General features: G+C 73.7%; 11 protein-coding genes. 6 read left to right on the forward strand and 5 right to left on the reverse strand.

The genetic code is table 11. The features are described 5' to 3' along the window. Positions 1-246: 246 nt before the first annotated feature. A complete protein-coding gene (locus ACIP4X_RS31115; RefSeq protein ID WP_358733791.1) occupies positions 247-603 on the reverse strand; it encodes a YciI family protein in 357 nt (118 codons plus the stop codon). A gap of 268 nt (positions 604-871) precedes the next feature. Here ACIP4X_RS31115 and ACIP4X_RS31120 point away from each other — a divergent pair, with 268 nt between their 5' ends. From ACIP4X_RS31120 to ACIP4X_RS31135, 4 genes are all read left to right on the forward strand, one after another. After that, positions 872-2404, forward strand: coding sequence for a DUF2867 domain-containing protein (locus ACIP4X_RS31120; protein WP_391459110.1), 1533 nt, complete (start codon positions 872-874; stop codon positions 2402-2404). Positions 2405-2535: 131 nt separating this feature from the next. Beyond that, a complete protein-coding gene (locus tag ACIP4X_RS31125) occupies positions 2536-3909 on the forward strand; it encodes a cryptochrome/photolyase family protein (protein ID WP_401351528.1) in 1374 nt (457 codons plus the stop codon). 127 nt (positions 3910-4036) lie between these two features. Further along, positions 4037-4609, forward strand: coding sequence for a sigma-70 family RNA polymerase sigma factor (locus tag ACIP4X_RS31130; RefSeq protein ID WP_391459114.1), 573 nt, complete (start codon positions 4037-4039; stop codon positions 4607-4609). Positions 4610-4712: 103 nt separating this feature from the next. After that, positions 4713-4979: a GlsB/YeaQ/YmgE family stress response membrane protein gene (locus ACIP4X_RS31135; RefSeq protein ID WP_358733783.1), complete on the forward strand. Its 267-nt coding sequence runs from the start codon at positions 4713-4715 to the stop codon at positions 4977-4979. Between the two features lie 28 nt (positions 4980-5007). Here the strand turns inward: ACIP4X_RS31135 and ACIP4X_RS31140 are convergent, their stop codons facing one another. Together ACIP4X_RS31140 and ACIP4X_RS31145 are read right to left on the reverse strand one after the other, a co-directional pair. Then, positions 5008-5784 (reverse strand): GNAT family N-acetyltransferase, encoded by a 777-nt coding sequence (locus ACIP4X_RS31140; protein WP_401351530.1) that lies wholly within the window; start codon positions 5782-5784, stop codon positions 5008-5010. 136 nt (positions 5785-5920) lie between these two features. Beyond that, entirely contained in the window at positions 5921-6586 is a 666-nt protein-coding gene (locus tag ACIP4X_RS31145) for a chaplin family protein (RefSeq protein ID WP_401351532.1), read from the reverse strand. Between the two features lie 273 nt (positions 6587-6859). Here ACIP4X_RS31145 and ACIP4X_RS31150 point away from each other — a divergent pair, with 273 nt between their 5' ends. Continuing rightward, the gene (locus ACIP4X_RS31150) at positions 6860-8464 is read left to right on the forward strand and encodes an alpha/beta hydrolase (protein ID WP_401351534.1); all 1605 of its coding nucleotides are present in this window, start codon (positions 6860-6862) and stop codon (positions 8462-8464) included. A 43-nt stretch (positions 8465-8507) separates the two neighbouring features. Here the strand turns inward: ACIP4X_RS31150 and asnB are convergent, their stop codons facing one another. Continuing rightward, entirely contained in the window at positions 8508-10352 is a 1845-nt protein-coding gene (gene asnB, locus ACIP4X_RS31155; RefSeq protein ID WP_358733776.1) for an asparagine synthase (glutamine-hydrolyzing), read from the reverse strand. A gap of 594 nt (positions 10353-10946) precedes the next feature. Here asnB and ACIP4X_RS31160 point away from each other — a divergent pair. Further along, the gene (locus tag ACIP4X_RS31160; protein WP_401351536.1) at positions 10947-12047 is read left to right on the forward strand and encodes a chemotaxis protein; all 1101 of its coding nucleotides are present in this window, start codon (positions 10947-10949) and stop codon (positions 12045-12047) included. A 60-nt stretch (positions 12048-12107) separates the two neighbouring features. Here ACIP4X_RS31160 and ACIP4X_RS31165 read toward each other — a convergent pair whose 3' ends face one another. Next, on the reverse strand, positions 12108-12521 hold the full coding sequence (locus ACIP4X_RS31165; RefSeq protein WP_358733772.1) for an SsgA family sporulation/cell division regulator: 414 nt from the start codon (positions 12519-12521) through the stop codon (positions 12108-12110). Positions 12522-12865 lie beyond the last annotated feature (344 nt).

Below are 12865 nucleotides of genomic sequence, written 5' to 3' on the forward strand. Positions count from 1 at the left end.
AGGGGCATGACATCACGAGCGGCGGCCGGACGTCAGCGGAACCGGCCGGCGTCCGGCGGGAGTCCGAGGGATCCGCGGAGCGCGGCCGCACCCCCGCGAGGCCGGACGGAGCCGGTTCTCGCGCGCACGCGCCGGTGGTACCGGGCACGGTCTGGGGGGCGGCCGCGGTGGGGGGTTGCGGGCACTCAACCGCACTGGTCTGTACCAGTCAAGGGTGTAGACCAATCGGATCCGACGCGCCGGGTGTCAGTCCCCGGCCGGGTGCAGGAACGGGCGCACCTCGATGGGGAGAGTGGTGGCCCGGCTCGCCTTGCGGCCCCACTCCACGGCCCCGTCCAGATCCGGCGCCTTGATGAGGCACAAGCCGCCCAGGTACTCGGCGCCCTGGGTGTAGGGGCCGTCGGAGACCCGTACCTGACCGTCCCCGGGACGCACGACGACGGCGGTCTCCGGGCCGTGCAGCCCGCCGGCGAAGACCCAGGCACCCGCCTCGCGCAGCTCCTGGTGGAAGCCCTCGACCTCGCGCATGATCCGCGCCAGCGCCTCGGCCGCGGGCGGCTCGCCCTCGGCCGGCTGGATCACGCTGAGCAGGTAGTACTTCATGACGTTCTCCTTGACGTCGTGCCGTCGTCCCACCTCTCGCTCGAACGGTGGGCCCCGCACCGGCACCTCGCCCGACGGCCTCGGCGGAATCCCTTCCCCGGCCGCCGCGGCACGTCAGCGGGGGCCACGCGATCGGCCCATTCGCGGTGCGGCGGCCACGGTCACACGATCGGCCCACGGAAAGCGCCGTCCACGCATCCGCGAGGGCCGCCTTGGTGGAAGTGATCCGGGGACGCACACGGCACCTACGTACGAGGGACCAAGACCGATGAACGGTGAGGACACGGGCGACGGCCCGCGCTGCCTGGTGACGGGCGCCACGGGGTACATCGGCGGCCGGCTGGTCCCGGAGCTGCTCGACGCCGGCAACCGGGTGCGCTGCCTGGCCCGCTCCCCCGGCAAGCTGCGCGACCACCCCTGGGCGGCGCGCACGGAGGTGGTGCGCGGCGACGTCACCGACCCGGAGTCGGTCGCCATGGCGCTGCGGGACGTCGACGTCGCCTACTACCTGGTGCACGCCCTGGGCACCGGCAAGGACTTCGAGGAGACCGACCGCCGGGCCGCACGCGTCTTCGGGGAACGGGCCCGGGCCGCGGGCGTGCGGCGGATCGTCTACCTCGGCGGCCTGACCCCCGCCGGTGTGCCGGAGCAGGAGCTGTCCCCGCATCTGCGCTCGCGGGCGGAGGTCGGCCGCATCCTGCTGGCCTCGGGGGTGCCGACCACCGTCCTGCGCGCCGCCGTCATCATCGGCTCGGGGTCGGCCTCCTTCGAGATGCTGCGCTACCTCACCGAGCGCCTGCCCGTGATGGTCACTCCCAGCTGGGTGGGCACCCGCATCCAGCCGATCGCCGTGCGCGACGTCCTGCGTGTCCTGGTGGCCGGCGCGCGGATGCCGGACGACGTGAACCGGGCCTTCGACATCGGCGGGCCGGACGTCCTCACGTATCGGGACATGATGCTGCGGTACGCGGCGGTGGCGGGCCTGCCCCGGCGGGTCATCGTCCCCGTCCCGGTCCTCACCCCCCGTCTGTCCAGCCACTGGATCGGCCTGGTCACCCCCGTGCCCGCGGCCATCGCGCGCCCGCTCGCCGAGTCGCTGCGCCACGAGGTCGTCTGCCGGGAGCACGACATCCTGCGGTACGTGCCCGACCCTCCCGGTCATCCGATCGGCTTCGACGAGGCCGTACGGCTGGCACTGCAACGGGTCCGCGACGCGCAGGTGACGACCCGGTGGTCGTCCGCCTCGGTGCCCGGCGCGCCCAGCGATCCCCTGCCCACCGATCCCGACTGGGCCGGCGGCAGCCTCTACACGGACCGACGCGAACGCACGGTGGACGCGCCGCCCGAGGCCCTGTGGCGGGTCGTCGAGGGCATCGGCGGCGACCACGGCTGGTACTCCTTCCCCCTCGCCTGGGCGCTGCGCGGCGGGCTCGACCGGCTGGCGGGCGGGGTCGGGCTGCGCCGGGGGCGCCGTGACGCGCAGCGGCTGCGGGCGGGCGACTCGCTCGACTTCTGGCGCGTGGAGGAGATCGAACCGGGACGGCTGCTCCGGCTGCGGGCCGAGATGCGGCTGCCGGGCCTGGCCTGGCTGGAGATGTGCGTCGGCACCGACGCCGAGGGCCGCACGCTGTACCGCCAGCGCGCGGTGTTCCATCCGCACGGGCTCCTCGGGCACGCCTACTGGTGGAGCCTCTCGCCCTTCCACGCGGTCGTGTTCGGCGGGATGGCCCGCAACATCGCCGGGGCGGCGGCCGAACAGGCCCGGCTCACCCGTTCGGGGGAACGCACCTCCGTGCGCTGACGCCCGCATCCGCCGGACGCCCCGCGCGGGAAACACTCCGGAACCTCCGGGGCATCCGGAGCGTCCGGGGCGCCCCGGACCGTCCGGAGCGGTCCGTCCTGCCTTCCCGTCCCCTCCACGGAGCCCCCACCATGAACGTCTCGGTCGTCCTGTTCACCGCCGACCTGCGGGTGCACGACCACCCACCGCTGTGCGCCGCCCTCGACGGCTCCCGGCACGTCGTCCCGCTGTTCGTGCGCGACCCGGCCGTGGACGGGGCCGGTTTCGCCGCCCCGAACCGGCTGGCGTTCCTCGCCGACTGCCTGCACGACCTCGACGCGGCACTGCGCCGGCGCGGCGGCCGGCTGGTCGTGCGCAGCGGCGACCCTGTCGAGCAGGTGTGCGAGGTGGCCCGTGAGGCCGACGCCGACGAGGTCCACGTGGCGGCCGACGTCAGCCGCTTCGCCCACCGCCGCGAGGAGCGGCTGCGGCGCGCCCTGGAGGCGGACGGGCGCCGGCTGCACGTGCACGACACGGTGACCACGGCCGTCGCACCCGGCACACTGACCCCGTCCTCCTCGGACCACTTCGCCGTCTTCACGCCCTACTTCCGGCAGTGGTCGCGGCAGCGGCTGCGCGCTCCACTGGGCGCACCCCGCACGGTCCGCGTCCCGGACGGCGTCGCCTCCGGGGAACTGCCCTCCCGGCCTGCCGCCGCCGACCTGTCGCCGGCCCTCGCGCCGGGCGGCGAGACGGAGGGCCGCAGGCGCCTGGCGGCCTGGGTGCGCTCGGGTGTCACCGCCTACGAGGAGCGCCACGACGACCTGGCCGGCGACGCCACGTCCCGGCTCTCGCCCCATCTGCACTTCGGCACCCTCTCCCCGGTCGAACTCGTGCACCGGGCGCGCGGCGCGGCCGTCCCGGGCGCGGAGGCCTTCGTACGGCAGGTCGCCTGGCGCGACTTCCACCGCCAGGTGCTGGCCGCGCGGCCCGCGGCGGCGAGCGCCGACTACCGCACCAAGCACGACCGGTGGCGGTCCGAGCGGTCGGCGCGCGAGGACGTCGAGGCGTGGCGCCAAGGCCGCACCGGCTATCCGATCGTCGACGCGGCCATGCGCCAGTTGCTGTACGAGGGCTGGATGCACAACCGGGGCCGCCTGCTGACGGCGAGCTTCCTCACCAAGACCCTCTACGTCGACTGGCGGGTGGGCGCGCGGCACTTCCTGCGGTACCTGGTCGACGGCGACCTCGCCAACAACCAGCTCAACTGGCAGTGGATGGCGGGCACCGGCACGGACACCCGGCCCAACCGGGTGCTCAACCCCGTCACCCAGGCCAAGCGGTACGACCCGGACGGCACGTACGTACGCCGCTGGGTGCCCGAACTCTCCGGGCTGGACGGGCCGGCCGTGCACGAGCCGTGGAAGCTCCAGGGGGCGGCCCGGGCCGCCCTCGACTACCCGGACCCGGTGGTGGAACTGTCCGAGGGGCTGGCCCGCTTCAAACACGCCCGCGACCGCGGCTGAGGAGCCGCGCTCCCCGTCCCCAGGGGGGAAACGATGCGGAAGCGACGCGAGTTGAAGGGGGCGGCCGGCGATCACACGATGGCGGTACGGGGGCGAGTCCCCGGGAACCGCCACAGGAGCCGTCGCCATGACACCGGAAGACCTCGCGCGTGGCCTCGTGGCGGGCGACGACGCCTGCCTCGCCGCCGCCTATCACCGCTGGTCGGCGCTGGTGCACACGCTGGCCTGGCGGTCCCTGGGAGACGCCAAGGAGGCGGAGGACGTGACCCAGCAGGTCTTCCTCGGCGTCTGGCGGGGCAGGCACGGCTACCGGCCCGAGCGCGGTCCGCTCGCGGGATGGATCGTCGGCATCACCCGGCGCAGGATCGCGGACGCGCTGGCCGCCCGGACCCGTCGCGGGGAGCTGGTCGCCGCCGCCGGGTCGGCTCTGGGCCCCGCCGATCCGGCCGACGGCCGGCCGGAGGCCGCCCTCGACCGCGTCCTGGTCCGGTACGAGCTGGACCGGCTCCCGGCGGCCCAGCGCCGTGTACTGCGGCTGGCCTACTTCGAGGACCTCACCCAGACCCAGATCGCGGCGCGCACGGGCTGGCCGCTGGGCACCGTCAAGAGCCACTCCCGCCGGGGCCTGCACGAGCTGCGCCGCCGCCTCCGGCAGCAGGCGTGCGCCGAGGAGCCGTACGCGCTGCCACGGGGGACCTGAAGAGGGACGGCGCCGGGCCGGGGCGGCGGAACCCGACCGGTGTGGCTCCGGTTCCAGCGGGCATCCGAAAGGGCGCGGGGGTCACGACGCAGAGGGGCGGAAGATGGAGATCACGGGCATCATCAGTGCCATCGTCATCGGCTTGATCATCGGTGTTCTGGGACGGCTCGTCGTTCCCGGACGCCAGCACATAGGCGTTCTCTGGACGATCCTCATCGGCATCGTCGCCGCGCTGGTCGGCGCGGCGATCGCCTCGGCGCTGGGCGTCGCGGACACCAAGGGGGTCGACTGGATCGAATGGCTCATCCAGATCGCCCTCGCCGCGCTGGGTGTCTCGATGCTGGACCGGGCGAGGGCGGGGCACCGCTGATCCGGCGGCCCCGCTCGGTCCGGTGGGCTCAGGGCTCGTACACGTACGGCGTCGTGGTGGTCAGGGCGGCGAAGCCGAGGCGTTCCAGGATGGGGCGGCTGCGGCTGGAGGCGTCGACCTGGAGGTAGCGGTAGCCGCGGGCGGCGGCGGCACGGGCGCGGTGGGCGACGAGGGCGCGGTAGACGCCCCGGCCCCGCCAGCCCTCGACGGTGCCGCCGCCCCACAGGCCCGCGAACCCCGTACCGGGCACCAGTTCCATCCGGGCCGCGCTCACCGGCTCGTCACCGGCGAGGGCGACGACGGCGACGAGCGTGTCCGGTTCGGCGGCCAGCCGGGCGAGCAGGCGGTGGCGCATGCGGGAGCCGTCCCTGCCGAAAACCTGCTCGTGCACACCGACCAGCAGCTCGACGCCCGCCTCGTCGGTGACCGTGCGCAGGCGCACGCCCTCGGGCGGCTCGGCGCCGAGGTCCAGCTCGGCGATCTCGGCGACCATCAGGGTTTCCTGAGGCTCGGGGACGAAGCCGGCGGCCAGGAGGCGCCGCGCGAGGTCCGCGGGGCGGTCGTGCCCGTACACCTTCCACTCGAAGGCGAGGCCGGACCCACCGTAGCGGGCCGTCTGCTCGGCGATCACGGCGTCCGCGCAGGACTCGTCCAGGTCCGACCACAGCACGCCGTTCCAGTCCTGAGCCGAGCCGATCTGGCGCACCACCTTCCCGGCGCGCTCCACGCGCGTTCCGGAACCGTCGGGCCCGACGCCTTCGCGCAGGTTCCGGTCGTACAGGGCGAGTACCGCGGCGTGATCCATACGCCAACTGGATCAAAGCGCGGACGTTCTCGGCAACAGGTTTACGGTGCGGGATCCGCGGCCGTCGGGCCCCCGCCGCGGCGGAGGCCCACCGGACACCGGTCCGGTGAGCCTCCGCCGCGCTCGCGGGTCCGTGTCAGCGCAGCGCGCCGGGCCGGAAGCGCCGGTAGAGGACGGCTCCGCCGAGCACCAGGGCGGCGCCCGCGGCCACCATCGGCGCGGTCTGGTCCGCGCCGGTGTGGGCGAGCGACACCTGCGTCCGGGGCACGGCCACGGGCCGGGGGTGCGTCACGTGCCGCGGCACCGGCTGCGGCTCGGACCGCACGGGCGGCGGAGGCGTCGGGGTGACGTGGTCGCCCGGCGTGTTCGTGGACGTGTTGCCGGAGGCCGGGTCGCCGATGCCCACCACGTTCACGCTGTTGCCGCTGACGTTCACCGGAGCGTGCACGGGCAACTGGATGCTGTTGCCGGAGACCACCCCGGGTGAGTCGTGCGTGGCGGCCTGCGCCACCGCACCGCCGGCCGTCGGCGTCCGATCCCTCCCGTCGGACGCGTTGGCGCACCGGTTGCCCGCCGCCGGGTTGAGAAGCCCCACCACGTCCACGGTGTTCCCGCACACGTTGATCGGAACGTCCACCGGCAGCTGAACGGTGTTGCCGGAGAGCACACCGGGCGAGCCGGCCGCGGCACCCTCCGCCACGGCGCCGCCGTCCGCCGCGAAGGCGGACATCGGCATCGCCATCGCCATCGCGCCGGAGGCTGCGGCCACGGCGATCACACTGTTCCGCGTGACCCGTTTCATAGGTTCCCTGCCTTCCAGACATGGTCGCGGGCGCTCACCCGCACCCCGTAAAACGCTGGTGAAAGGTTCAGGGTTATGGCCTGTCGCCCTTTCACCCCTTCGGGGGGCCCGTTATCGAACGGCGCGCGAAGCCGCCGGGGCGGGACCCTGGGCGCCGAAGGCGGTACCCGCGAGATGGGGGGCCGTGCCCACCGGGAGGCGGCGGCCGGACGGTCCGCCTACGGTGGGCGAAGGCCTGTTTCCGGTCCGTGGCGGACGTTGCTGGAGGCGCCCATGCCGGCCAAGCTGTCGCGGCACGCGACCCGGCGCGGCGCGTGCGTGGGGGCCGCCGCAATCGTCATCCTCGGCGCGGCACTGCCCGCGGAGACCGACGGCGGCGCACCGAGGGGCCTGAGCCGGTTCTACCGCCAGAAGGTGGCGTGGTCGGCGTGCGAGGCGGGCGCCCCGAAGGACGTGCAGTGCGGCCGGGTCACCGTTCCCCTCGACTACGCGCACCCCGGCGCGGGCACCCTCGACCTCGCCCTGGCCCGCTACCGGGCGACCGGCCCCTCACGGGGCTCGGTGCTGCTGAACTTCGGCGGTCCCGGCGTCGCGGGCGTGTCCGGGCTGACCACCGACGGCAAGCGGTTCCTGGACCTGACGAACGGCTACGACGTGGTCACCTTCGACCCGCGGGGCGTCGGCAGGTCCTCTCCGGTCGGCTGCGGGCTGGACACCGACGACCGGGCCACGCGGGCGACCGGCGGAAACGGGGACCTCGGCGACCCGAAGGTCGCCCGCGCGAAACTCACGGCCTGGCAGCGAACGGCCGCCGACTGCGCCCGGCGCTCGGGCCCGGTCCAGGCACACATGGGCACCGTCGACGCGGCCCGGGACCTGGACGTGATGCGTCAGGCGCTCGGCGACGACCGGCTCGACTACCTGGGCTTCTCCTACGGCACCCGGCTCGGCGCGGTGTACGCGGCGCTGTTCCCCGGCAAGGTCGGCAGGATGGCCCTCGACGGAGTCGACACGCTGACCGAGCCGCAGGCGCGGCAGGGCCTGGTCGCCGTCGAGGCACAGCAGACGGCGCTCGACCACTTCCTCGACTGGTGTGTGCGGGACATCGCCTGCCCGTGGGGCGACGACCGCCGCGCGGCCGGCGACCAGGTCGTCCAGCTCGTCCGCTCGCTCGACGAGAACCCGGTGCCGAACGGGTCCGGCGGGAAGCTGTCCGGCCAGGACCTCGCCCGGGCGATCGGACAGGCGCTCTACAGCAAGCAGTTGTGGCCCTCGCTGGAACGGGCGATCGCCTCCCTGGTGCAGGACGGCGACACGCACGGCATCGAGGTCTTCGCCGCCGGTGGCGGCACCCTGCCGGGACGGCGGAGCGCGCCCCGTCCGGCGGACGGCGGTCTGGTCGGCTCCGGCGAGATCCCGCCGGACAACCAGCCCGCCGCGACGCTGGCGGTCAACTGCGCCGACGATCCCGACCGGCCCGGCGCCGCGCGGCTCACCGGGGACCTCCGCCGGCTGAGCGCCGAGTACCGGCGGGCCTCGCCGGTCTTCGGCCGCGCCCGGCTCGACGAGCTGCTGATGTGCTACGGCCGTCCCAGGGGCACGGACTTCATCCGCGAGAAGGTGAAGAACGTCGACACGGCGAGGATGCTGCTGGTGGGCACCCGCGGCGACCCGGCGACCCCGTACCGCTGGACGCTGGAGACGGCGCGGCGGCTCGGTCCGTCCGCCGTGGTGCTCGACAACCGGGCCGACGGGCACACCGGGTACCTGTCCTCCCGGTGCGTGCACAGGAAGGTGAACGACTTCCTGCTGTACGGCTCCCTGCCGGCCGACGGCAGTTCCTGCGGCGCGGACCGGGAGCCGGACGCGGCCGGCTGACCGGTCGGCCGTGGGGCCGTGGGGCCGTGAGGCCGGACCGGGGTCAGACGGTGACGATCTGCGGCTGGTACATGTCCAGCCAGACGGCCAGGTCGAGGATCCGCTCCAGACCGCGCCGCGCCGCCTGGTTGCCGCCGAGGTCGGTGTCGCTGTGCGCGAGGCGGCGCAGCCTCTCCGGGTCGACGAGGTCGAAGACGGGGTGCCCGGGCCGGCCGAGCAGGTCCTTGGCGTGCTCCTGGAGGGCGAGGGCGTACTTGGGGTCCTGGGTGGACGGGTACGGGCTCTTGACCCTGTCGTACACCGACTTGGGCAGCAGGTCCGCGGTCGCCTCCCGCAGCAGGCTCTTCTCCCGGCCGTCGAAGGACTTCAGGGCCCAGGGCGCGTTGTAGACGTACTCGACCAGGCGGTGGTCGCAGTAGGGGACGCGGACCTCCAGGCCGACCGCCATGCTCATCCGGTCCTTGCGGTCGAGCAGGGCCCGGACGAAGCGGGTCAGGTGGAGGTGGCAGATCTGCCGCATCCGGAACTCGAAGTCGCTCTCGCCGTCGAGACGGCCGACGGCGCCGATGGCGGTGCGGTAGCCGTCGGCGACGTAGGCGCGCAGGTCGAGGGCGCGGGCCAGGTCGGGGCGCAGGACACCGGCGTCGTCGCCGAAGTCGCGCCGGAAGCGCACCAGCCAGGGGAAGGTGTCGGCGCGGCGCGCCTCCTCGTCGAAGAAGTGCTGGTAGCCGCCGAAGACCTCGTCGGCGGACTCGCCGGAGAGGGCGACGGTGGAGTGGTCCCGGATGCTGCGGAAGAGCAGGTACAGGGAGGCATCCATGTCGCCGAAGCCCATCGGCAGGTCGCGGGCGCGGACCACCTTCCGGCGGATCTCCGGGTCGGCCAGGGTGTCCGCGTCGAGCACGATGTCCTGGTGGTCGGTGTCGGCGGCGCGCGCCACGTCGTGCACGAACGGCGTGTCGGGGGTGGCGCGCAGGTCGTCGGCGACGAAGTGGTCGCTCTGCCCGACGAAGTCGACGGCGAAGCTGCGTACCTTCTCGCCCTGCTCGGCCAGCCGGCGGGCGGCCAGCGCGGTCATGGCGGAGGAGTCGAGACCGCCGGAGAGCAAGGTGCAGCGGGGCACGTCGGCGACGAGCTGACGGCGCACGATGTCGTCCAGCAGGGTGCGCACGGTGGCGACGGTGGTGTCGCGGTCGTCGGGGTGGGGCAGGGTCCGCAGCCGCCAGTAGACGCGGGTGCGCAGACCGTCGCGGCCGACGGTGACGACGGTTCCGGGCTCGACCTCGCGCATGCCGTCCCAGACGGCGTGGCCCGGGGTCTTGACGAAGGTGAACAGCTCGCGCAGCCCGTCCAGGGTGACCCGGGGGCGGACCATGGGGTGGGCGAGGATCGCCTTGGGCTCGGAGCCGAAGAGGACGCCGTCGGGCGTGGGCCGGTAGTAGAAGGGCTTGATGCCCATCCGGTCGCGGATCATGACGAGCTCGTCGTGGCGGCCGTCCCAGATCGCGAAGGCGTACATGCCGTTGAGGCGTTCGGCCACCGAGTCGCCCCACTCCAGGTAGCCGCGCAGGACGACCTCGGTGTCGGAGTCGGTGGCGAAGCGGTGGCCGCGGGTGGTGAGTTCGGCGCGCAGCGCGGTGAAGTTGTAGGCCTCGCCGGAGTAGACGAGGGCCACCGTGCCATCCGGTGTGCCGGCGGTCATCGGCTGGCGGCCGCCGGGCAGGTCGATGATGGCGAGTCTGCGGTGTCCCAGGGCCGCGGGCCCCTCGGCCCAGGTGCCGCGGTCGTCGGGGCCGCGGCAGGCCATCGTCTCGGTCATGGCGCGCAGGGTCGCGTCCTCGGCCCTCAGGTCACGGTCGTAGGAGACCCAGCCGGTGATGCCGCACATCCGCTACCTCCCGCCCTCCGGCCCGCCGGAGAACCAGTTGCATGGAGCACCTATATGTCGAGCGTGTGCCACCGGGGCCGTGGCGGTCAACGCGTGCTTCACCCGGATGCCGTCGTGCCCCGCTCGTTCCGGCCGCGCTTTGCTCCCGGAACAGCATGGAAAGGGCCCCGCACCTGGGGCGCTGCGGTGGGAACCGGCCAAGGGCAAAGACTTCTCCATGTCCGCGCGCTCCTCCCACGTTCGCGCACCAGGTCGGTCGCACCGGTCCCGGGCAGGCGCGTCGCCTGGCGTGCCGGGTCTCGGGGGCCCCTAGAGGGCCTGTTGCGAAAGTCCCGCCTGCCCCACGACGCCATGCACGCTCCCCCAAGCTCTTCGAGCAGGGGGCGCCCCCACTCGCCGCGCCGGGCCCTGCCCCAAGTACATCCAGTACGAGGGCCAGGGCCCGGCACACCGAGAGCACGCACCTGACGCCGCGAGGCCCGCCCTCCGGGCGGACGACGGGACTATCGCAACAGGCCCTAGCAGCGAATGAGCCCGCGCGCCAGCCGAGTTGCCCCGAATGCCTGAGGTGCGAATCGGACCTATCGTGCTGTCATGGAGCACGAGCTGAGTCCCTCGATCCTCGCCGAGCTGCGGCGTCCGCGCCCCTACCCGGCGGTCTCGGTGCTGACGCCGACGCACCGCCGCGAGCCCGACAATGCCCAGGATCCGGTGCGGCTGCGCAATGTCGTGGCCGAGGCCAAGCGGCAGCTTGACGCCAACCCGCAGGTTGGCCGGGAGCAGCGCAACGACGTCTTCCGGCAGCTCGACCAGGCCCTCGCGGAGGTGGACCTGACCTATGCCGAGGACGGGCTGGTGATCTTCGCGGCCCCGGGCGAGCACCAGGTGTGGTCGCTGTCCCGTGCCGTTCCGGAGCGCGTGGTCCTCTCGGACACCTTCCTGACCCGCAACCTGGTCTCCGCGCGTACCGCCGAGCGTCCGTTCTGGGTCCTGTCCGTCTCCGCGGACCGTGTGACGCTGTGGAGCGGCGGCGTCGACCGGGTCACGGAGGACCACACCGGCGGCTTCCCGCTGACCAGAAAGCTCGTCGAGAACTTCGACGCCGAACGCCGGATGCAGATCGGCGACGAGCCGAGCACGTTCCGCGACCAGAGCACCCGCCAGTTCCTGCGGGAGGCGGACAGTGCCATGAGCACGGTCCTGCGTGAGCATCCGCGCCGGGTGTACATCACGGGCGAGCCGGCCGCGCTGTCCGCGCTGGAGGAGGTCGGCAGCGTCGCCAAGTACGCGGTGCCCGTTCAGCACGGCGGTCTGGCGCACGCCACCCCCGAAGCGGTGTGGCGTGCGATCGGCCCCGTGCGCGACGAGCGGATCCGCGGTGACGCCGAGGCGGTGGCGCGCGAACTGGAGGGGGCCCGCGGGCGCAAGGAGTACGCGGCCGGTGTCGACGAGGTCTGGCAGAGCGCGCGGGAGGGCCGCGTCCGGCTGCTGGCCGTCGAGGAGAACTACCGCGTGACGATGCGCGAGTCCGCAGGCGGGCATCTGGTTCCGGCCGGGAGCGGGGAACCGGGCGCCCGCGAGGACATCGTGGACGAGATCGTCGAGCAGTGTCTGGAGACGGGCGCCGACGTGCGCTTCGTCCCCGACGGCACCCTCGGCGACGCGCAGGGGATCGCCGGAGTGCTGCGCTACTGACGCCGGGCGCCGGGCCTGCGGGGAGGCCCGTGGTGGTGCCCGGCGTGCGGGGTGGCCGGCTCAGACGGTGCCGAAGATCGTGCTCAGGCCGTGGTCGACGGCCGCGGTGAGGTCCTCCTGGCCCGGGGCGACCACGGCGTAGCTGCGCAGCAGGAAGCGGTGCAGCGCCGGGGTGTCGAACTGGAGCAGGGCCAGCCCCGAGGGCGAGTGCAGCTCCAGCACCGTACGGGACCCTCCGCACGGCCACAGGTGCACGTCTCCGGCGCCGGCCCGGCCTTCGATGCCCTCCTCCAGCAGGACGCGGGCGAAGGTCCAGGAGACCGCCTCGCCGTCGAGGGAGACCTCGGGCGGGAAGTCCATGTGCACGGCCAGCGGGTCGGTGGACACGTAGCGCAGGACGGCGGGCACGGAAAGCTCCTGTCCGTCCGCGGTGATCAGACGGGCGCGGGCGGTCTGCTCGAGGGTGGTGTCCATGGTCGGTCTCCCCTGTGGGTCGTCAGGTCGGCCGGTTGTGCCGTTGTCCTTGGGAGTCCGCAGGTGCCGTTCGCATTACGCCTGACGGCCCACCAATCCATGTGAGCTGCGTCACTCTCCCGGTGATCGGCGGTGCGCGGCCCGCGACAAGGGAACAGACGGCCGTAGAACACACGCTTGAGTGTCCGCGCACCGCCTCCGGCCGACCGTCAAATCGCGTACGTCGTCTACGCCTCGGCCACCGGTGCGGCTACACAGAAAGTGCCGGTCAGCCACCCTGGGGAGACGGTGGCATATGCCAGGTGCACCCTCGCATCGCGTCTTGCCAAATCCCTTACAGGGCA

It is taken from the genome of Streptomyces sp. NPDC088817 (assembly GCF_044750345.1).
GTDB lineage: Bacteria > Actinomycetota > Actinomycetes > Streptomycetales > Streptomycetaceae > Streptomyces.

Bases quoted from the DNA above. Each gene is read 5' to 3' on its own strand.
- ACIP4X_RS31115 (WP_358733791.1), bottom strand. From the start codon at position 603: ATGAAGTACTACCTGCTCAGCGTGATCCAGCCGGCCGAGGGCGAGCCG.
- ACIP4X_RS31120 (WP_391459110.1), top strand. From the start codon at position 872: ATGAACGGTGAGGACACGGGCGACGGCCCGCGCTGCCTGGTGACGGGC.
- ACIP4X_RS31125 (WP_401351528.1), top strand. From the start codon at position 2,536: ATGAACGTCTCGGTCGTCCTGTTCACCGCCGACCTGCGGGTGCACGAC.
- ACIP4X_RS31130 (WP_391459114.1), top strand. From the start codon at position 4,037: ATGACACCGGAAGACCTCGCGCGTGGCCTCGTGGCGGGCGACGACGCC.
- ACIP4X_RS31135 (WP_358733783.1), top strand. From the start codon at position 4,713: ATGGAGATCACGGGCATCATCAGTGCCATCGTCATCGGCTTGATCATC.
- ACIP4X_RS31140 (WP_401351530.1), bottom strand. From the start codon at position 5,784: ATGGATCACGCCGCGGTACTCGCCCTGTACGACCGGAACCTGCGCGAA.
- ACIP4X_RS31145 (WP_401351532.1), bottom strand. From the start codon at position 6,586: ATGAAACGGGTCACGCGGAACAGTGTGATCGCCGTGGCCGCAGCCTCC.
- ACIP4X_RS31150 (WP_401351534.1), top strand. From the start codon at position 6,860: ATGCCGGCCAAGCTGTCGCGGCACGCGACCCGGCGCGGCGCGTGCGTG.
- asnB (WP_358733776.1), bottom strand. From the start codon at position 10,352: ATGTGCGGCATCACCGGCTGGGTCTCCTACGACCGTGACCTGAGGGCC.
- ACIP4X_RS31160 (WP_401351536.1), top strand. From the start codon at position 10,947: ATGGAGCACGAGCTGAGTCCCTCGATCCTCGCCGAGCTGCGGCGTCCG.
- ACIP4X_RS31165 (WP_358733772.1), bottom strand. From the start codon at position 12,521: ATGGACACCACCCTCGAGCAGACCGCCCGCGCCCGTCTGATCACCGCG.